The organism is Prochlorococcus sp. MIT 1306, from assembly GCF_047304515.1.
GTDB lineage: Bacteria > Cyanobacteriota > Cyanobacteriia > PCC-6307 > Cyanobiaceae > Prochlorococcus > Prochlorococcus marinus_D.
In genome coordinates this window covers 485813-505422 of record NZ_CP138959.1, presented here as the reverse complement: position 1 = coordinate 505422, position 19610 = coordinate 485813, and the positions used below count along the sequence as shown (strand labels likewise).

General features: G+C 49.3%; 22 protein-coding genes. 10 read left to right on the top strand and 12 right to left on the bottom strand.

Annotated elements, in window-relative coordinates; translation table 11 throughout:
• Nucleotides 1–15: 15 nt before the first annotated feature.
• Both SIB74_RS02635 and SIB74_RS02630 read left to right on the top strand, forming a co-directional pair.
• Nucleotides 16–219 (top strand): hypothetical protein, encoded by a 204-nt coding sequence (locus tag SIB74_RS02635; RefSeq protein ID WP_156486124.1) that lies wholly within the window; start codon nt 16–18, stop codon nt 217–219.
• Between the two features lie 247 nt (nt 220–466).
• Nucleotides 467–1297: a class I SAM-dependent methyltransferase gene (locus tag SIB74_RS02630; RefSeq protein ID WP_063396114.1), complete on the top strand. Its 831-nt coding sequence runs from the start codon at nt 467–469 to the stop codon at nt 1295–1297.
• Nucleotides 1298–1362: 65 nt separating this feature from the next.
• Here SIB74_RS02630 and SIB74_RS02625 read toward each other — a convergent pair whose 3' ends face one another.
• Together SIB74_RS02625 and dnaA are read right to left on the bottom strand one after the other, a co-directional pair.
• Nucleotides 1363–1935 (bottom strand): peroxiredoxin, encoded by a 573-nt coding sequence (locus SIB74_RS02625; protein WP_063396115.1) that lies wholly within the window; start codon nt 1933–1935, stop codon nt 1363–1365.
• Nucleotides 1936–2010: 75 nt separating this feature from the next.
• Nucleotides 2011–3408 carry a chromosomal replication initiator protein DnaA gene (dnaA, locus tag SIB74_RS02620; RefSeq protein WP_063396389.1) on the bottom strand — a complete coding sequence of 466 codons (1398 nt, stop codon included), beginning with the start codon at nt 3406–3408 and terminating at the stop codon, nt 2011–2013.
• Nucleotides 3409–3507: 99 nt separating this feature from the next.
• Here dnaA and SIB74_RS02615 point away from each other — a divergent pair, with 99 nt between their 5' ends.
• The 4 genes from SIB74_RS02615 (at nt 3508) to SIB74_RS02600 (ending at nt 8106) form a co-directional block, all read left to right on the top strand.
• Nucleotides 3508–4662 (top strand): trypsin-like peptidase domain-containing protein, encoded by a 1155-nt coding sequence (locus SIB74_RS02615; protein ID WP_063396116.1) that lies wholly within the window; start codon nt 3508–3510, stop codon nt 4660–4662.
• 6 nt (nt 4663–4668) lie between these two features.
• Nucleotides 4669–5331, top strand: a complete 663-nt coding sequence (locus SIB74_RS02610) for a TIGR04282 family arsenosugar biosynthesis glycosyltransferase (protein ID WP_063396117.1) — start codon at nt 4669–4671, stop codon at nt 5329–5331.
• Nucleotides 5332–5461: 130 nt separating this feature from the next.
• Nucleotides 5462–6895, top strand: a complete 1434-nt coding sequence (locus SIB74_RS02605) for a hypothetical protein (protein WP_063396118.1) — start codon at nt 5462–5464, stop codon at nt 6893–6895.
• A gap of 515 nt (nt 6896–7410) precedes the next feature.
• Nucleotides 7411–8106 (top strand): TIGR04283 family arsenosugar biosynthesis glycosyltransferase, encoded by a 696-nt coding sequence (locus SIB74_RS02600; RefSeq protein WP_063396119.1) that lies wholly within the window; start codon nt 7411–7413, stop codon nt 8104–8106.
• A 3-nt stretch (nt 8107–8109) separates the two neighbouring features.
• Here the strand turns inward: SIB74_RS02600 and SIB74_RS02595 are convergent, their stop codons facing one another.
• The 3 genes from SIB74_RS02595 to hisG form a co-directional block, all read right to left on the bottom strand.
• Nucleotides 8110–8610 carry a GNAT family N-acetyltransferase gene (locus SIB74_RS02595; protein WP_063396120.1) on the bottom strand — a complete coding sequence of 167 codons (501 nt, stop codon included), beginning with the start codon at nt 8608–8610 and terminating at the stop codon, nt 8110–8112.
• 100 nt (nt 8611–8710) lie between these two features.
• Nucleotides 8711–10507, bottom strand: a complete 1797-nt coding sequence (locus SIB74_RS02590; RefSeq protein ID WP_063396121.1) for an ABC transporter ATP-binding protein — start codon at nt 10505–10507, stop codon at nt 8711–8713.
• A complete protein-coding gene (gene hisG / locus SIB74_RS02585; RefSeq protein WP_011130564.1) occupies nt 10507–11160 on the bottom strand; it encodes an ATP phosphoribosyltransferase in 654 nt (217 codons plus the stop codon). Before hisG ends, SIB74_RS02590 begins: the two co-directional genes overlap by 1 nt.
• Before the next feature lie 29 nt (nt 11161–11189).
• Here hisG and gloB point away from each other — a divergent pair, with 29 nt between their 5' ends.
• The 3 genes from gloB (at nt 11190) to SIB74_RS02570 (ending at nt 13107) form a co-directional block, all read left to right on the top strand.
• On the top strand, nt 11190–11972 hold the full coding sequence (gene gloB / locus SIB74_RS02580) for a hydroxyacylglutathione hydrolase (protein WP_011825485.1): 783 nt from the start codon (nt 11190–11192) through the stop codon (nt 11970–11972).
• A 223-nt stretch (nt 11973–12195) separates the two neighbouring features.
• A complete protein-coding gene (locus SIB74_RS02575; protein ID WP_011825483.1) occupies nt 12196–12594 on the top strand; it encodes a Rid family detoxifying hydrolase in 399 nt (132 codons plus the stop codon).
• Nucleotides 12595–12885: 291 nt separating this feature from the next.
• Nucleotides 12886–13107 (top strand): DUF3136 domain-containing protein, encoded by a 222-nt coding sequence (locus SIB74_RS02570; protein ID WP_011130567.1) that lies wholly within the window; start codon nt 12886–12888, stop codon nt 13105–13107.
• Between the two features lie 44 nt (nt 13108–13151).
• Here the strand turns inward: SIB74_RS02570 and cbbX are convergent, their stop codons facing one another.
• From cbbX to SIB74_RS02555, 3 genes are all read right to left on the bottom strand, one after another.
• Nucleotides 13152–14069 carry a CbbX protein gene (gene cbbX / locus SIB74_RS02565; RefSeq protein WP_063396122.1) on the bottom strand — a complete coding sequence of 306 codons (918 nt, stop codon included), beginning with the start codon at nt 14067–14069 and terminating at the stop codon, nt 13152–13154.
• Nucleotides 14053–14304 carry a 4a-hydroxytetrahydrobiopterin dehydratase gene (locus SIB74_RS02560; protein ID WP_063396123.1) on the bottom strand — a complete coding sequence of 84 codons (252 nt, stop codon included), beginning with the start codon at nt 14302–14304 and terminating at the stop codon, nt 14053–14055. The genes cbbX and SIB74_RS02560 overlap by 17 nt, the downstream gene beginning before the upstream one ends.
• Nucleotides 14305–14446: 142 nt before the next feature.
• A complete protein-coding gene (locus tag SIB74_RS02555; protein WP_231906083.1) occupies nt 14447–14704 on the bottom strand; it encodes a BMC domain-containing protein in 258 nt (85 codons plus the stop codon).
• Between SIB74_RS02555 and SIB74_RS02550 the strand changes: the two genes are divergently transcribed.
• On the top strand, nt 14703–15134 hold the full coding sequence (locus SIB74_RS02550; RefSeq protein ID WP_156486125.1) for a hypothetical protein: 432 nt from the start codon (nt 14703–14705) through the stop codon (nt 15132–15134). The two genes, SIB74_RS02555 and SIB74_RS02550, sit on opposite strands and share 2 nt — an antisense overlap.
• On the opposite strand, the gene SIB74_RS02545 is transcribed toward SIB74_RS02550, so the two are convergent.
• The 4 genes from SIB74_RS02545 to SIB74_RS02530 are packed head-to-tail and all read right to left on the bottom strand — an operon-like array spanning nt 15106 to nt 19567.
• Complete coding sequence (locus SIB74_RS02545; RefSeq protein WP_011825478.1) at nt 15106–15357, bottom strand: carboxysome peptide B; 252 nt, start codon at nt 15355–15357, stop codon at nt 15106–15108. The two genes, SIB74_RS02550 and SIB74_RS02545, sit on opposite strands and share 29 nt — an antisense overlap.
• A complete protein-coding gene (locus tag SIB74_RS02540; RefSeq protein WP_011825477.1) occupies nt 15357–15632 on the bottom strand; it encodes a carboxysome peptide A in 276 nt (91 codons plus the stop codon). Before SIB74_RS02540 ends, SIB74_RS02545 begins: the two co-directional genes overlap by 1 nt.
• Before the next feature lies 1 nt (nt 15633).
• Nucleotides 15634–17178 (bottom strand): carboxysome shell carbonic anhydrase, encoded by a 1545-nt coding sequence (locus SIB74_RS02535; protein ID WP_063396125.1) that lies wholly within the window; start codon nt 17176–17178, stop codon nt 15634–15636.
• Nucleotides 17179–17185: 7 nt separating this feature from the next.
• Nucleotides 17186–19567 carry a CsoS2 family carboxysome shell protein gene (locus tag SIB74_RS02530; protein ID WP_063396390.1) on the bottom strand — a complete coding sequence of 794 codons (2382 nt, stop codon included), beginning with the start codon at nt 19565–19567 and terminating at the stop codon, nt 17186–17188.
• Nucleotides 19568–19610 lie beyond the last annotated feature (43 nt).

Sequence of the window (19610 nt, the reverse complement as noted above, 5' to 3'; positions counted from 1 at the left end):
GGGGGGTTAGCACTGATGACTTTCTCCGCTGAGAAACAAATGCCGCAACTAATAGCCGGCGAGCAGCCATTAATGCCTGCTCTACTGATTATTTCTGATGCAAGCCAATTCCTACTCATGTTTTTTTGCCTAGAGACAGCCTGGCTTGGTGGCCACTTAAAGGCAATTCTCTCTAGTTGTGACATCGGCATTGCCTACATCGACTCCTGTCATGTCTAGGCATCCAAGCTTGCTGGTATGGCGACGTTGTAGGAGGCAGCACCTCAAGCCTGCTTAAGCCACCTCTTGTCGGATTGAATCCTTGGCAAACACTTTTAAAAGGGTATGGAGCAGCTGCTCTACTTTTGAGCCTGCTAATCAGCAAGCTGCGCTGTCCATAGCTTCACCTTCCTAAGGCATCTCTTGATGACTCTGATGGCATGAAAGATCAACAGCTCGCTAAAGTGATTGCAACAAATAAAAGAACGTGCTTCCTGGAGTAGACGCCTCAGCGCATGTGGTTAATTGCTTTAGGGCAAAATATACCAACATCAGTCTCGACAACTTTGCACATTTATGGGTCACCAAACCAGCTGAAAAGCTTGCAAACCGTTACCTTCAGGAGGTAGGCAAATCCGAAGATATTGCTCACTGCCTCAGGCATCGATTCTTTCTAGAAAGGCTTCAAGAGTTCAGCATTCAAGCAACAAATGGGGTTTTTATCAATATTGGTGCTGGGTTCACCAATTACCCCTATCTAATCAACACTCCCATAGCATCCTGCGAAGTAGACAAGCCCAATCTGATCAAGTCAAAACAGCAAAGAATACAGAAGCTTCAATCCTCTCAGCGGCTCCCAGAAAGAGACATTCTATTCCTGCGTACAACAGACCTCAATAAGAGCAGCGAAAACAAAAAACTATTCGACTCATTAAGCCAATGGATAGGATCACGCCAATCATTTATTCTCATAGAAGGGCTTTTATACTGGCTTTCGCAAGACTCAGTCAATTCACTTTTTAAACATCTACAGCAAACACAAATAGCCGGAAGCCTTCTGGCACTTAATGCATTCAAACCAAGCGAAACTTCTAAGGCAATGTTCCAAAGGCTAAGGAACTTCAGCGAGAAAGGCTACGGTATAGGAAACTTTTCTCCCAATACACTCGGCGAAACATTCCACGAGAATCTCTTAGGCTACAAATTGATCGATCAAGCGAATTACATCAGCCTCTCAAAGCAACTTGACGAAGTCAAAGAGCTTGGCGACAAAGACTCAGTCCTAGAAGAGGATTGCTACTTGTTACGTAAGATATAGAGCGAAGCAGGAAAACAGATAATCAGTTTTATATATAATAAACAGGCAAGAGAAAAGTGAAGGGTTTAACCCTCAAACTCACGGCGCGGGGAACTAACACCAGCTGGTTGCACACCCTTCATGTAAGCGAGCATCGTATCGGCATCAGAGACCTCAAACGGATCTCCATCAGCATTATCACTAAAGCCAGGCTCAACAAACATTTTTTCAATATTACAATCATTCACTAGCATCGAATAGCGCCAGGAACGCAAACCAAAGCCTAGGTTGGATTTCTCAACAAGCATGCCCATTTTACGAGTGAACTCTCCATTCCCATCAGGGAGCATAAAGATATTCTTGGTACCCAAATGCTTGCTCCACTGGAACATTACAAAAGCATCATTCACTGAAAGACAGACAATCTGATCAACACCTTGGGCAACAAGTTCTGCATGCAACTCCTCATAACGTGGCAAATGATTGGATGAGCACGTAGGTGTAAAAGCTCCTGGCAGGGCTAACACCACCACCTTGCGCCCCTTAAAGATTTCAGCACTAGTCAGGTCTTGCCAGCGGAATGGATTAGACCCGGGCACAGATTCATCGCGCACGCGAGTCTTGAAGGTGACATCTGGAACGCTTTGAGGGAAAGGCATTGCAAGGCTGATGTTGATGCAAACAAAATCTCATACACCTCATCTGATCTTGTCAAATAATCAAATTGTTGAAACCTATCGCCGACGGCGTGAATCGATCTGCAGCAGATCTCTCACACGCCGAACCTGACTAGCCAACTGAGGATCACTGGACAACCTTTTCTCCACTTGCTCGATGGCATACATCACTGTGGTGTGGTCCTTTCCCCCAAAAGTCTCACCGATGCGAGGCAAGCTCAAATCCGTGCCCTGACGCATCAGGTACATGCCCACCTGCCGAGCATGGCTAACGGCCCGCCTTCGACTGCTGCTACGCATGTCTTGAGGAGTCACGTCAAAAACCTCAGAGACCTTATCAATCACTTGTTGTGGGGTAACGTCCACACCTTGACCATTAGGGTCAAGCATTGGCGCTACCGATTCAACTGTCATCGGCAGCCCCGTGATCGAAGCAAAGGCAACTGCCCTGGTCAAAGCCCCCTCAAGTTCACGGATATTGGAGGTGAAGCGCCCAGCGATGTACTGAATTAAATCGCGAGGCAGCATCATGCGTTCCTGTTCCGCCTTCTTCTGCAAAATTGCCATGCGAGTCTCAAGGTCAGGCGACTGAATATCAGCGATCAAGCCCATAGAGAATCGAGAGATTAGGCGTTCTTGAAGCTTTGGAATCTGACTTGGAGGTCTATCACTAGCGATCACAATCTGCCTACCTGCTTCATGGAGAGCATTAAAGGTATGAAAGAACTCTTCCTGGGTGTATTCCTTGCCTTCAATAAACTGAATATCGTCAACCAAAATCAAATCAGTGGCCCGATATCGATCTCGGAAAGCTTGCATACCATCCTTCCGAATAGCTTGAATTAAGTCATTCGTGAAGGTCTCTGTAGAAACATAAGCCACCTTTGCTTCGGGATTGATCTCAAGCCTGTAGTGACCAATAGCCTGCATCAGATGAGTCTTGCCCAGGCCAACACCGCCGCAAATGAACAAAGGATTGAACTCTCGCCCAGGAGCTTCTGCAACGGCTAGCGCAGCAGCATGGGCCATGCGACTATTCGGCCCCACGACGAACCGATTGAAGACATAGCGCAGGTTCAGGCCTGGAAGAATCCGCCGAGGGCCACTAGAAGGGGCTACAGAGGCAGTGGTTGTTTCTGCAGTAGGCAAAGGTGAAGGGATGGGCGCCGATGTCATTGGTGGCAACACCCTCTCAGCAGAGTCTTCCTCCTGAGCCTGAACGGACACCCTCACTGACTGGCCGTAAATCTTCGCCGCAGCCGCCTCGATTGTCTGAACGTAATTCTTGCGAAGCCAGTTACTTGCAAAGCTATTTGGAGCAATCAGAGTCAACTCCCCGTCACGAAAACCACTACAAATGGCAGGACGAATCCATGTCTCAAACGTAGGTTTGCTGAGATTGTGCTGAAGGGCCTGCTGCACCTTGGACCACAGCTCATTGCCCGTTAGCACCACATCCTTTCCTCTGCGATGGCTGAATCTACGCAACTTCTATCGAGCAAGCCGTCTTTAATAAGACCCTGATGTTCTCGTTCCCTGGCACCTGCGTTTGTCATGACCCTTGCCCTATCTGCCCACAGGCTGCATCCGCTCAGATGGCTTGGCTTGATCCTCATCAGCATCAACCTAAGTGGCTGCAACGAAGGGTTACGTCAACGTATCGGCATTGGTTCTAAGACAAGCCCAGACAACACCCCTGTCGTCAGTGATCCACCCAAGTCAGCGCCTCTGCAGCCTGGCACCAATGTGATCGTGATTGCGGTGGAACAAGTTGGTCCGGCAGTGGTGCGCATCGACACGGTGAAACGGATCGCAAACCCCCTTGGCAACTTTTTCGGCGGCGGACCTCCCATCCAACGGCAAGCCGGCCAAGGGTCAGGTTTCATCACACGCTCTGACGGGCTGATCTTCACCAATGCTCATGTGGTTGATGGGGCAGAACAGGTATCGGTAACCCTTCCAGATGGACGCAGTTACAGCGGCAAAGTGCTTGGTGGTGATCCCCTTACAGATGTCGCCGTGGTCAAAGTCGTGGCGAAAAAGCTTCCCGTGGCCCCCCTCGGCAATTCCAACAACATCAAGCCTGGGCAATGGGCAATCGCTATCGGCAATCCTCTTGGACTCAACAACACCGTGACTGCAGGCATCATCAGCTCCGTCGACCGCACCAACGCCTTAGGGGGGGGGCAACGAGTTCCTTACATCCAAACTGACGCCGCCGTAAACCCTGGCAATAGCGGAGGACCACTCATCAATGCCTCAGGACAGGTGATCGGAATCAATACTGCCATCAAAGTTGCACCGGGAGGCGGGCTGAGTTTTGCAGTACCGATCAACCTGGCCAAACGAATTGCCCAACAAATCGTGGGGAGAGGGCAAGCTTCTCATCCCTATATCGGGGTAAGGCTTCAGAGCCTTACCCCCCAGCTAGCCAAAGAAATCAACGCAACAGGAGGGCAATGCCAGGTGCCTGAAGTTAATGCTGTTCTCGTTGTCGAAGTGATGTCTCGCAGCCCTGCAGACAAAGCCGGCGTGCGCCAATGCGACTTAATTAGTGAGGTCAATGGTGAGGTCGTCCGCGACCCTTCGCAAGTACAACTTGCCGTTGATCGTGGGGAGGTTGGCAAGCCCATGCCGCTCACCCTTGAACGAAACAACAAGACGATCGAATTAAACGTGAAACCAGCAGAGCTACCCAGGCAGGGGTGAATTGAAATGGCAAAACCCGCGCTGGTTGTGATGGCCCGCTGGCCGGCAGCAGGCAGATGCAAACGAAGGCTGGCCGCCAATCTGGGAATAGTGCGTGCTGCATCTATCCAGGCCAGGCTTACCAAACACACTCTGAGCGTGGCAAATAATCTTGCCAATAGAGGTCTGGTCGAGCTGCAATTCGCGATCACTGGCCTCGCTCCCAAGGCAAGTAAGCGCTGGGGGCTTGATCAGGGTGTGATCACAGTGGAGCCTCAAGGCAAGGGAAGCCTGGGTGAACGGATGCGCCGACAGGTTTTGCGAGCGCAGCAACGACACCATCCACAAATCAGCGCAGGTCGCACCACACTGCTAATCGGCACCGATCTGCCAAATCTCTGTGATCGTGATCTGCTTCAGGCCCTAGAGGCTTTGCAAGAGCATGAATTCGTGCTTGGACCCGCTACTGATGGGGGCTATTGGTTACTTGGACTCTCAGGGCGCTTGGTAAAGCCCGTGACACGCTGGCCCTTCTGCGGCATTCCTTGGGGGAGCAATCAAGTGAAGCAAGTCACACTGCAGAAAGCAGCGGATGCAGGAGTAAGGCCTTGCTTGCTTGGTCAACAAAACGATCTCGATTGCCTTGAAGATCTTTCAGCATGGCAAGCATGCGAGGAAGGATGGATATGACAAGGGTATGAACCAGAAAACAACTCGATCAAGGCAAGTAAAAGAGGCGAAAAAGAACAAGATGACCTCTTTCAAAAGAGAAGCATTGCCGCCCAAAACTTCTCATCAGTGAGCAACATCACAGCTCTAAGTGAGGTGGGTCATCACCTCAACCAAAGAATTGAGAGATGGTGTATTCACCGAGGGAGAAATCCTTCCCCAAAACCTCAAAGCAATGAACTTCCAAACCCATACCAAGCTACATGACGATTTTGGCAAGAGAGTAATCCGTAGCAAAAAAGATATGGAAGATCTGGAGAAAAAAAGTTTAGTAGAAGGATCTTTTGAAATAGATCAATCTCAAAAGAATTATGAAACAATAACTGGCTTGGATAGGTTTAATCCAAAAGCCGTAGATCCAAACTCTCTTGACAGATTTAATCCAAAAGCTGTTGAACTAGATCAAGAAGACAACACAAGCATGCCAGAGCTACCAACATTTTCTCCAACACTAGGATTTGATATCCCAAACAACCCAATTGAAGATGAGGTTTTAGAACCCTTTGAGCAGCTTGGACTGAATCTCGAGGACCTTAATGCCAATGATCTTATAGATCCAAACGACTTTATCAACTTGGATGATCTTCTGGGCCAAATAGATAATCTTGAGGATTTAATGCAGGAGATTATGGATGGCGGCACCTATCATCAACAAGCCCCAACTGGAGCCCCACCAAGCGGGCAACAAGCCCCAACTGGCGGCGTAAATGCAGCGGAGGAATTAGGAAGTCTTTATGATGCTAGCGTAAAATTAAATGGGTTGAATGATGACAAGGATGGCGGGGATGGCGAGGGCTCGTTGTTTAGCGATCTCTGGGACTGGCTTGTTGGGCCACCCGATGATCCTGGTCCGGATGATGAGTACCTAGCAGATATAAATGATCAACCGGAAGCTGAAGACAACTATGAGTACACAAGCAATTCTGAAGGTACAGAATCAGATAGTGATACTTTAGAGGAACCGTCTGATGAGGGCTGGGTACCTGATTTCGATTTTGATACTTTGGAGGAAGAGTCTTCAGAAGAAGGTGACAATGGGGCAGAAGATGATGATGGTAAAACTACTAAAGAAAGTGATAATGATGAAGGTAGTGAGAATGGGGCAGAAGGTGATATCATGGCCTCTCCAGATTTACCACCACAAACTAATGATGACGGGGATGGCGGGGGCGCTCAAAATCCATCATGGGCAAATCCTCTCGATGACATAACAGGCCAAGAAGATGTCATGCCTGAAGTTTCAACTATAGAGATCCCATTATATGAATCCACTAACCACCTTCAAAAGAGTGACCAAACTATCAACCGAAGCCCAGAATTCCTTACAAAGGATGGTGTCATCAACCATGATCATACGTCTGTCACTATGAACTCAGCTTTTGCTGATAATGGTGAATTTATGAATTTTGGAGAAACCTATAGAGCAGAAGGCCTCTTCCCCTGCCCGACAATTCCTCACATTCAAGCCAAAAACTTTTCAGAGCTGATACCAACAATCGCGATGACCACCATTCAAGACATCTGACAGGGGAAGCCAAACCAATGAGTTTTTACTAAATACAAAAACTTGCAAAATCAGCGAACCGTCGATCAAGTACTACCAAATCAATCAAATTCAATCAAACCAGTCCAAAGCCCCGCTTCAAGGCGGGGCTTTTTATGCGCTTCAACAAAGATTAAAATTACTCTTGCTTAAATTTAACAAACATACAGCTCCAAAGGCTACGCGAAGAGGCCTACATCTTTTTTCAAATTTTTCACGCCATGCAATGACAATTCCCAAGACAGAACTGTTTATCCTCTTCAATGCTTAATTAAGAAAAGCCTGCTCTCTAATCCGTTTAGTGGACCACTCTAGTCACTCTTTTTTCTCAAGTAGATGTACTCTGAAAGCTTGCAATACCAATTTTCTCAGGCAGACTCCCTCCAAGATTACTTAGGGGCTCTCGCCATTCAGCTGCTGAAACAACAAGCCAATCAACCATATTTGTCGTGATCCTCTAAGCCAATCCATTCAGGCAGTTCTCTGCAATATCAAACATGAGCGAAGTGCCTAGCCTCAGCGTGATTGTGCCGAGCCTCAATGAAGCCAGCCGTCTACCACTGCTGTTGGCCGATCTCCAACGCTGGCCGACACCCCTTGACCTTTGGATCGTTGATGCTGGCAGCTGTGATGACACAGAACTCGCTGCCCAACTCACAGGAGCTCAAGTACTGCGAGTAGCCAATCCCAATCGGGGTGCTCAGCTCAGCCATGGAGCATGCCATGCCAAAGGAACTTGGCTGATGTTCCTGCATGCCGACAGCCGACTCCCCCCCCAATGGCCCGCTGTCGTTGAAGCAGTGATTACTCAGTCAGCAGGAGAGCTGAATGCTTGGTTTTTCGACTACAAAATCCAAGGGAAGGGAACAAAACTGCGTCTATTGGAACTAGCTGTGGCCCTTCGCAGTCATTGGCTGCAAAGGCCCTATGGCGATCAAGGCTTGCTCATCAGCAAAAGGCTCTACCAACACATCGGGGGATACAAACCCATCCCTTTGATGGAAGATCTCGATTTGGTGCAGCGACTCTCTTGCCAAGTCAAGTTGCTGAGCCTGGGATTACCCCTTTACACCGATGGCCGCCGTTTGCAACGGCTAGGTCTACTCAATCAAGCCTGGCAAAACGCCCAATTGCGTAGACGCTGGCGCAGAGGAGAGGCAGCCAAGCAGCTGTCAAAAGACTATTACCAATAATCCTTAGGCATACCAAAAAGCACATTTGTGGCCATCAGGCTCCAGCGTCCAACCCTGTCGCTCATAGAAATCGACAACACCTGGATCAGCAAAGAGCGTGACTCGTTTAACACCCATCTCCTTAAGAGATTCAAGGGTGTAATCCATTAGATGCTTACCCAATCCCACCCCCTGATAAATGGGGTGAATCGCTACATCCCACACTGTGGCTTCAAGAACTCCATCACCTGTACATCGAGCAAAACCAACCAAACGAGGCAACAGGGGATCATGGCGCCAAAGGCCCACTTTCAAGAGCGTGTGATCAAGTGCAAGACGTACTCGACGCATCGGCCGGCGACTCCAACCCACAGCCTCCAGCAATTGTTCAAGTTCAACAAGATCGAATGAACGGTCTTGACTGAAGACAAGCTTGATCTGCTCATTCGAAGACGGGCACTCTCGTGCTCCATGCCCATAGGCCTGCTCAAGAACCTCCGGCGTTAGCGAACAGGAGCTGATCACACGGCAGTGCTCAACTGTCTTGATCCTGCTTCACCAAGGCCCATAGCCATTAAGCGTGAAGCTGAAATCAAGATCCAATCGCTGAAAGCAAAAACTAAATTCAAAGTTTCGCCAGTCCCCTTTCCTGTAGTTCCGCTAATTGAGAATAAAGGCCTCCCTTGGCACGAAGCTCAAGGTGGGTTCCCTGCTCAATCAGCTTGCCCCGCCGAAGCACCATGATTCGATCGGCTGCTTCCACAGTGGCCAAGCGATGGGCAATAACAACCGCAGTACGACGTTCAAGCAAGCGATCTAGATCCCTTTGCAATGTCGCTTCCGTAGAAGGGTCCATGAAAGCGGTCGCTTCATCCATAACCAGCACAGTGGGGTTGCGAATGGCCACCCTTGCAACTGCTAAGAGCTGTCTCTCTCCCGATGACAAATTGCCGCCACGCTCCCTGAGCTCAGTCTCCAAGCCGTTGGGTAGCCGATTGAGCAAAGGATCAAGGCCAAGATCTCTACAGATCGCCCGCAAACGGTCATCCTCAATCAAGGAATCCAATCGGAGGTTATCTGCAACATTGCCGCTAAATAGAAAGGTGTCCTGAAGCACAACCCCCAGTTGTTTGCGTAGCTGCCAAAGGGGGATTGTTTTGATGTCAACACCATCAAGCATGATCCGCCCGACTTGAGGCTCGTAAAGACGACAAAGCAAACGGATCAGGGTCGTCTTGCCTGAACCGGTTGGTCCTACCAGGGCAACATGTTCACCAGCAGAAATGCGAAAACTAAGGTCCTGGAGAATCGGCTCGTCTGGCCGATAGGCAAAGCTCACCCCCTCAAACACCACCTCACCGCAAGCAGCAGAAGCAGAGGGCCTAACAACGCTGGGTTCGTCTTTAACAGGCTTTGCATCGACAATGTCCAGTGGCTGCTCCAGCAACTCGCCAATCCTTTCAACAGCAGTCAGGCCCCCCTGAATCTGAGTGAAGCGATCAGCAAGTTGACGCAGGGGATCAAACAAACGCTGGGAATAAAGGATGAATGTTGTCAAGGTGCCAAGACCCATTGTCTCGGCAGTTACCATCCATCCCCCAAGCGCCAACACCACAGCCACGGCTGCCAGGGCCACCCATTCGATAAAAGCTGAAATGCTGCTGTCATAAAAGATCGTTCCATTCACGGCTTGCCTGTAGGCCGAGCCAGTGCGATCAAATAGCTGCCCATTAAACGTTTCTCGACGAAACATCTGGACAACCTCAAGCCCCTGAAGGTTTTCCTGAAAATCGGCATTGAGCTGAGAGAGTTCCTCCCTCACGCGGTAATTGGCTTTCCGATATCGGCGTTGCAACCAAAGGATCACCAAGGTGACTGGTACCTGCGTCACCAGCAGCAAACCCCCCAGGCGCCAATCAATCAAAATCATGGTGACTGCAATCACCACAAGGCTGACGAGATCCCCCAAAACTCCTACTGCCCCACTGCCAAAAACCTCCGATAGTGCATTCACATCACTGGTCAGCCGAGTCAACAACTTGCCCACAGGCATTCGATCGTGAAAGCGCAGCGAAAGGGCCATGGCGTGGCCAAACAGATCGTTACGAATACGCGCCGTTAGCCGTTGCCCTAAGGCCTCGATATTGAAAGACTGAAAGCCCTGCAGACCCAAGCGCAGAAGCACAGAAATCAGCAGAATCCCCACCAACACTCTTATTGCTGAGCTCACTGGCAGATCACTGAGCCAAGGGAAGGTTGACTCTTGCTTCAAAACACTGATTGCCTGGCCAACCAAGAAGGGTTGAATCGCACCAGCAAGAGCTACCGGCACCAAGAGGACAAGCACCATCCATAGACGCCGGCGGTCCTCACGGAGATAACGCCCCAGACGCCGAACCCGCTGAAAATCAGTAACAGACATCAAGCTGGATTTTTAGGTAATGATTCCTGAATGCGCATAGCCTCCACAATCAACTGAAGATCTCCACGGTCCAACCTCAAGGCCAATGGATGGCCGATCAAGCGAGCCGAAGACTGAAATAGCTCCTCAATGGCCACTAAGCCATTGTCGCGAAGGGTACGGCCTGTCGCGACCAGATCGACAATCGCTTCAGCAATGCCTGTTAAAGGGCCAAGTTCTACCGAACCGGTCAGGTGAACAAGCTCTACAGGCAGATCGAGAGCATCGAAAAATTCTCGAGCACAATGGGTAAACTTGCTAGCAACTCGACAATGGGGAGGCAGATCAGCTGCGTGCTGATAGCCACTACTGGCCTTCACTGCCACAGCCATACGGCAGCCCCCGAAGCCAAGATCAACCAACTGGGCAACGGGCATCTGATGCTCCCGCAGCACGTCGTAACCAACAACTCCCAACTGAGCCTGACCATAGGCAACATAAACGGGCACATCCCCGTTGCGCACCAACAGTGCCCGGGCCCGGCCACAATGGGAAGGCACCATTAACTGACGATTGCCTGGATCAAGTACAGCTGAAAAATCCAACCCAGCAGATTGAAAACGAGCAACCGAATCATTCAGCAAAGCTCCTTTTGCAAGCGCGACAGTGATCATGGAGCGATGCGTCGACCTGGACTTTAACGATGGAGGCAACCTCAACAGCTGCGACTAGCGATAAACAACGTTCATCGATCCATGCCCTTCCTGTTCTTCAGGACAACATCATCTGGATCTGGATTAAAGGCGACCAAGCTGTCGTTGTGGATCCAGCAATCGCAGAACCAGTCAAGACATGGCTGCAAACTCGAAAGCTCTCACTCGCAGCAGTACTTCAGACCCATCACCATGCTGATCACATTGGTGGCACCCTTGAGCTGCTTAGGGACTGGCCTAACGCAGCCGTGGTAGCAGCCGCTGACGACCGTGATCGCATTCCGTTCCAGACGATCTCCGTTCGTGATAGAGACAAGATTTCTCTTCTAAACAGCAGTGTTGAGGTGCTCGCCGTTGCGGGTCATACCAGAGCACACATTGCTTATTACCTGCCCACAAACAAGGAAGATCGTGAAGATCCAGCAGTGTTCTGTGGTGACACCCTTTTCGGAGCTGGATGTGGCCGACTGTTTGAAGGAACTGCCGAAGACATGTTCAAGGCTCTTCAACGTCTCTGTTGCCTGCCAGCGAAGACCCGTGTGTATTGCGCTCACGAATACACCGAAGCAAATCTGCGCTGGGCCTCCGCCCTGCATCCAGAAGATATTGCTATCAGCGAACGACTGGTAGACGTTTCAAGTCGCCGCCAGAGGGGTGCCCTGAGCCTGCCTAGCAGCATTTCAGAAGAACAACGCACCAACCTCTTCGTGCGTGCTCAGAACAGCAAAGAGCTAGCGGAACTTCGCCAACACAAGGATCAATGGCGAAACTAAGCACAAATATCTGACGCAGCAAGATCAAAATGGCCTGCCCTGGCAAAACTGCTCAGCAACAAGGCAGTCCTGTTCCCTTGGAACAGGACCAACAGCCAGTGAAATTGCAATCCATGGAGATCAAGGCCGCTCGAACATGAACGAAGCGGCCTCACTCCCAGAGGATTTTCAACAGAAACAAAAGCTGACAGCGATGATGCACCATTGATGCTCAGAGCAGACCATGAACGCCCCTTCTGTGCAAGCAATCACAACAGCATCAGCTCCAGCACCAGTCGGCCCCTATAACCAGGCCGTACTAGCAGGAGGATGGCTTTACTGCTCTGGTCAAATTGCCCTGGATCCAACCAACGGGGTGATGGTTGGGCAAGGTGATGTGGAAGCTGAAACCCGCCAGGTCCTAAGCAATCTGATGGCTGTGCTCACAGCAGCCGGTGCTGAGCCAAGGCAAGTGATTCGTACCACGGTTTACCTCACGGATCTAGCGGACTTTCAGAGAGTTAATGCTCTCTATGGCGAGATCTTCGGGGATGGCATCAGCCCAGCAAGAGCATGTGTTCAAGTAGCTGCCCTCCCAAAAGGTGGTCGAGTGGAAATCGATTGCGTTGCTTGGCTCGGCTGAAAACAATCAGTGGAGACGTGAAGCGCTTTGATCAAGCGTGTAGCGACTCAAGAAAATCTTGTCCCTGTCCTCTTATCCCTGACCTAGCAGGAGTTCTTCGATCCGATCAACCCTAATCACTTTGATTGACAGCGGAAGTGGGGTTACTGCTAACTCCTGTGACTTTCCCTAGCGTTGAAAGGGGAAAAAACGATTGGCGGAACCTAAAAGCAAAAGCCGAATCCGCCAAGACGGACAGTCCGCTGAGTAGTCTGAAGATTGCATAGGTTTAGAGGCGTACTGCGAGAAACCATGGCCGAAGCCAAGTTGACCATTGGCGAACTCGAGGCGGGTTATCCCCTTTACTGCAAGGCCCTAAGGCGACTGCTGCAGGAAGGTCGTAGCACCCAAGAGATAGAGCGCACAGTGTGTTGGAGCCATCTTGAGACCCTCAATCGTTGCCTCCCCAGCCGTTACAAGGCACCGTCTTATTTGCTTGTGCTGATCAGACGGGATCTGGAACAACCAAAGTAGAGAATGGTTTTCATCCAAAACATCCAAAAAGCTATCTTCAATTCTCATTCAGACGATTCCATAAGGGGTTGAGTCGGATGTCGACCTTCCACCTCCCCTTGGAATACACGACTCGCCAAGATATCAGCAGATTCGATCGTCATCAGTTCATCACGACTGAGCGGTTCTCCCATGCGTGCAAACAATCGATTCGCCTGCCTCAAACGGGTACGGTCCAAAGCATTGCGAATTGAACGAGCATTAGCAAAGAAAGGTAGATGACGGCGACGTTCGATGTAATCCTCGAAAACGCCCTCAGCTTCATCGCCAAAGTAATAGTTCTGCTGGACCAGGAATAACTGAGCGATAGCCATCAACTCCTGATTGCTGTAATCCGGGAAATCAATATGGTGAGCAACCCTAGAAGAAAGGCCAGGATTAGATTGATAGAAAGTATCCATCTTATCTTTATAACCAGCAAAAATAACAACAAAATCACCTCGCCGACATTCCATATCCTGTAGCAATATTTCGATTGCTTCTGCTCCATAATCTCTTTCATTACCTGGTTTATAGAGGTAATATGCCTCATCTATAAACAACACACCTCCCTGCGCACGTTTAATCATCTCCCGAGTTTTTGGCGCCGTGTGGCCAACGTACTGACCAACTAAGTCGTCACGGGTGACAGTCACAACATGACCTTTGCGCAGATATCCAAGGCGATGAAGAATCTGAGAGATTCTGCTTGCAACAGTTGTCTTTCCAGTGCCAGGTCGTCCAGTAAAAGACATATGAAGACTTGGCATCGTGCTGGCTAAGTCAAAATCCTGCCTGGCCCGATCAACTAACAACAAAGCGGCAATTTCTCGAATCCTCGTCTTCACCGGCTTCAAGCCAATCAGCTCGCAATCCAACTGATCCAATACCTCTCCAACTCCGGAATCGGCATAAGCCAAAGAGAGATCAATTGAGGAGTCCATCTATCTCAGCTGCAAATTTATAATCATCATCATTTAACTCAACCTCTTCTTCTTCATCCTCCGGCCGCAACGTGATATTGACATAGGTACGTCCAAAACTAATATCAGGAAAGCGCTTAGCAGCTTCAGTGTGTTCACCAAGACGATCTAAAAAATCCCTGGTTTCTGCATAGGCTTCGAATTCAAATCGCCGCTCGAGTCGTATGGGACGAACGCGCTTCTGCCATTGATTCATCACAACAGTTGAGAGGTGGATTGTTCCAAGTCAAAGAATAACCTTTATGCTTGTCATCAAAGTTGATCAGACCAGAATTCCGAAGAACTTCGCCATAGAAAAAACCAACAAAGTATCCGGCTTAAATTAGGGTTTAGCTAAATTAGCTACGGCGCTTTGCATGAGTGGGTCTTAGTGCTGGCTCAACTTCCTGATGAGGACGAGCAATAATATGCGCTGCAACAAGGCCATCACCAACCCGTTCACAGGCATCTGCACCAGCACGAACGGCTGCATTCACAGCTCCTGTTTCGCCACGCACCATCACAGTGACATAACCACCTCCAACATATTCCCTAGAGATGAGATTAACCTCAGCAGCTTTTGTCATTGCATCAGCCGCTTCAATGGCAGGAACCATGCCACGAGTTTCAATCATTCCGAGTGCGACCCCAAGAACAAAAGAAGGAGCAGAGGAAGCAGATGCCTTGATAGCACTACCAGACGAAGAGCCACTGCCACTGGAACCCGCAGCACCCCTTGATGCAGACCCCGCTGCCGTTGCTCTACTGGCGGAAGTACGAGCTGTAGAAGCACTTCTGCTCGTAGTCGACTTTGAACTTGCTGAAGACGATGTTGAAGCAGAAACATCCACAGTTTGTGCTGCCTTGCCAGGAAGAACTTTTTTGGCGACTTCAGAGCCAGCAGGTGTCGGTTTCGTCAACGAGGGGCTGTCTGAAGAACTAGAGGAAGAAGGTTTTGGCATGGATAAAAAGTTTAAGAAGAAGAGCAGAGATGGATCGAATCCGAATCATTTATTACCTATCCATCAGGCAACCAGTAATCAATAATTCCTCCAATTGTCAGATCTGTTTGAGTGTTGGGATCTGGACATGCAAAACGTGCAGCTGATCCACTGGAGGTAAACACCCAATTGCCCTCTCGAGCACCAACAGGATCAACAGCCACCAACTGCTTGCCGGCGTTATTACGCAAGATGCGCAGATGCATATGACCGAGACCATCAACCCTTTGCGTACAAACCAAGCGGCCCATCACCTGCATGATTTCCATCAAGCTGAGCCCCCTGAAACTGGCTTCGGGGCGTCTGGATCCCAATGATCAATAATACCTACAATCGTAAGATCACTCGGATAAGATTTACTTCCTGCCGCCTCTCTCGCAGCTGAGCTGCCAACACAAATCACCCAATCATCTGGCTTACAACCCACAGCATCGACTGCAACCTTCTTGGAACTTCCATCGAGAACAACTTGAAGGTGTTTGTGTTCGAATCCGGGGATTCGATTGGTGGAAACAAGCGGCTTAAGAACCTTGCAGATCAACATGTCAGTGTGCCTCCTGATGAATGGGCTCCAAGGAGGAACCAACGACCTCTGAAGTGTCTTTTTTATCGCGATCACGAATGGTCAAGAATGTATGAAGAAGGCCCTGATCGAAAAGGTCAGAGTATCGCTCAGCAATAGCTTGATTGACGCGATAGCAATCAGAAATAGCTCGATCCCTTGCACCTGGGACTTGGCCAGAATAATCAAAACGAACAACAACAGGGATTGGCAGATCTCGAGAAACATTCAACCCTTTAAAAATTTTCACTCCTACATCTAAATCTGGAGCACCTACTTCGACTGTATCCAAATGAGCGAAATAGGTTAGGTTGCGAAGATGAACTTCCTTAAAACCTATTCCAACTCCAATAAAGCGCTCTGCATGCCCAGCATCTGGGTAGGGGCCAGCATGTAATTGCTTCACGTAATCAATCTGAGAAAAGTTGTTTGCAATCAATTTTGTAATGAATAACACCATCCCCTGATCAGGTTTCTTAGGTGCACTGGCTTCAACACGTTCAGCAATATGTTGCATTGCCTGAGCTGAAGTTAGAGCAAGCGTCTCTTGATAGAGATCTTCAGCCGAAAGCCACTCATCTAAAACAATTGAGCCATCTGCCGCAGGAACATGGACGCGAATGGCATCGGTATCGGTATCAAGCCCGATCAAAAGAAGGTCTACTGATGCACCACAACAGAAACTATTCTCGACGGATTCACGAAAATCAAGAAGACGCTGTTGACCAGCTGAAGCTGCCAAGGCATCATCACTTCCATGAGCCGCACATCCTTGATGAGATGGGTCAAGGGAACTAAAGTGATAGGTGACAACCTTGAGATAACGCGTTGGAGAATCGGCTGAATTTGGAACACCTTCTCGATAACGTCTGTGTTCTGTCTTAATCCAACGGTTTACGGTTTTCTCAACATCAAATAGAGCGCCTGCATGGGAGCGCCGTCTTACTGAACTAAAAGGAATCCGTAAGGCATAAGCAATCGTATGTGCCAAGCGTCCATCAGCGCAGGGGGAGACATCAAGGAGATGAAAACCACAATCAACAAGAAATGAGTGAAACTCCTTTGCTTGTGGGCTACCTGCTCCTCCTTGAAGAGGATCTTCTTGAAAGAAAAGGTCACTCACCTGCTGATGAAACTGAAACACACACCAAGCAAATAAAGCCCTCATATCTAATGCTCGTACCCAAGCCTGTTCCAAAAGGTGGCTCGGCAAATCAAAACCAAGTTCAGAGCGAGCAAGACTTTGAGACTTTGAGACAAAATCCTGATCATGCTGAAGCGCTGAGATCCTTTTAAGCAAAGGAACAATCAGCTCAAAAGAGCCTTTGACATTGACTTCATAAGTCTGCAGATGCTGATTTGCAGCTCTGTCTGTGAGAGGGTGGCAAGGTCCTGAACCAACATTGGCAACCCCTCTTATCCTTGAGCGATCAGAGATCTGAGGTGTTACCACAGGCCTCCTCCTTGGAGCAGTCGGCGCCAAGGGTCTTTGCGTTTGAGAGGCCAAATTGCGATTGCGATAGGCCATCAATCAATCAACCCCTTGCGCCGCCAGAGACTGTGATCAAGGAGCCTTGATCAGTGTTACCACTTGACCCTGTTACGCGACTCATTGGTTGAGAAAGTTCCTCATTACGCTTTAAATCAGCGGCAGGCATCGCAGACATCGGGCCTGGGCGAGTTGGATTACGGCGACGAGCAGAAGCTCCTTCGGTACCAGTCACCCTTTCACTGCGATCCCAATCATCTCCGGTGATATTGAGGCCTGCAGATTGGCCTTCTCCTGTAACTCGTGATTCTGGGCGTGTTTGCCCTACATCATTAGAGGTTTCTTCAACAGGAACCGACTTAAAATGACGTTTTTTACGATCAAAACGGAACTGCTCAGTACCAGTAATTTTATCAACCGCCATATTGAAAGGACCCGTAATCTGAGAGCCCTGCTCATAACTTGTGCCTGTCACACCAGAGCGCTGTTCACTTTTCACATGAGCAGCCCTTGCTGGAGACTGAACACTAAAGTGGGTCCAAGGGGCAGACCTTTGTCCCTCCTGTTGCAACTCACTACCAGCGGGGGCGTCTGATCCACAAGCCTGGGCAAGTTGATCTCCACCTACATATGGGGTGCCAGTCAAAGGTTCACAAGCACCTTTCTCTGCTCCTGTCATCACTCCACCTACTCCAGGCTGAAGACCTGTCATCACAGCTCCAGGTGTACCCATCATCTTTGGGGTACGGTCCTGAATTTCTCTTACTGAATTTGTATCACACCAGCCAGCAGCTTGTTCTAGCCCACCATATGGAGTTCCAGTGACTGCTTTACATGTTCCAGGTTCATCTCCTGTTACAAGTTCAGAGCGACCTGTAAGCGTTCCACTAACAGTTTGCGATTTATTTGTGAGGCTTAAACCTACCTTTGCAGCCTCAGGGTTTGGCCTGCCACCGCAAAATGTTTTGTATTGCTGAGTACCAACATATTCATCACCAGTCACTCTTTTACAACTACCTGGTTCATTCCCGGTAACGTACTCAGAGCGAGCAACATTGGTACCAGTTACACCTGCTCCACGCAGAGTATGAAATGAACCAACTTTTTCTGCAGGTCTCCCTTCAGGGAGTGGGTCAGCTCCAAGATACTGATCACCAGTAAGTTGCCGATTGGAGCCAGCTTCGTCGCCAGTAACCCTCTCAGAACGTCCAACCATTACACCACTAACCTTTCGACCATCTTCTGTAATGCTCTGGCCAACTTTTCTTGGTGAGGGTTGGCTAGCACCACAATATTGATTGGACTGATTCGCCGAGATATATTCGGTACCTGTCAGGGTCTTACAAGTTCCAGGTTCATCACCAGTGACTTTCTCGGAGCGTCCAACTTCATTGCCGGTCACTCGATTACCATGGGTTGTATTCGTAACTGCAACTTTTAAAGGTTGACCTGGTTGCGGAGAGGACTGACAAAAAGCATCAAAGACCTCTGATCCTAAGTATTGAGTACCTGTGATTGAGCGACAAGTACTCGCTTCATTACCAGTGGTTTTCGATGAGCGATTTGCTTGAGTACCAGTCACTAGCTGACCTGTACTGGTTTCACTTAAACCAACTTTCCAATGGGCATCTGCTGCGACTGCCTGCTTGGAACCGTTACGGTTAGGGCCACAGGGACGGCAGGCACCTGAGCGCTTTTTATCGGTAGACCCACTTTTACTGCGCAATTCACGCACTCTCTGTGAAATCTCTCGACTTGACAAGTCAGGGTCTCCCTGACGAGCCACTGATGCGGCAGAGGTCGGCTGATTGGCTGCTGTTTTTCCGTGTTTTGATTGTGCTTCACGGCGTGCAAGAACCAACGCTCGGCTTGGATTTTGTATTGAGCGGCGTTTCGTCGTAGGGCGGCTTGAAGATGAATGTTTAGGGCTTAATCTTGAGAGGCCATCAGAAGTCCTCAAAGAATTAGCAGAAGACTCATCAAAACTTTTCTGATTAGTGGGTAAATCCTTAACCTCATTCATTGCAGCACCTTGCTGGCTAAGCTTTGAAGAGAGTTTCTCAACTTCTGCACGGGTTCTATCTTTACTTTTCGCTGCTGGCTGACCACGGCGAGAAAGCTCATCACGACGAGCCAAAACCAAGTCTCGACTAGGATTGGCTATGGATTTAACTTGACGACGTGAAGGGCCAGAGGATTCTCTTGAAGCAACAAAAGACGTCTCTGGCAGCTCTTTCTTAGCAGCGATTATCTGCGGAGAAGTTTTTCCAGTCTTGAGGAAAGATTGATCAGTCCTTGTGACACGTGCATCAGAGGCATTGCGGGTGCGATTAGGACTTGATCCATTTAATGACGTGGATTTCTTGCCTGAGTTGCTCTGGGCCCTACGGCGTTCAAGCGCTAGCTCTCGACTGGATTGTTTTGCCATGCCCAACCAATAAAAAACGTCGTAAGGAAGAAAGAGGCTCGTT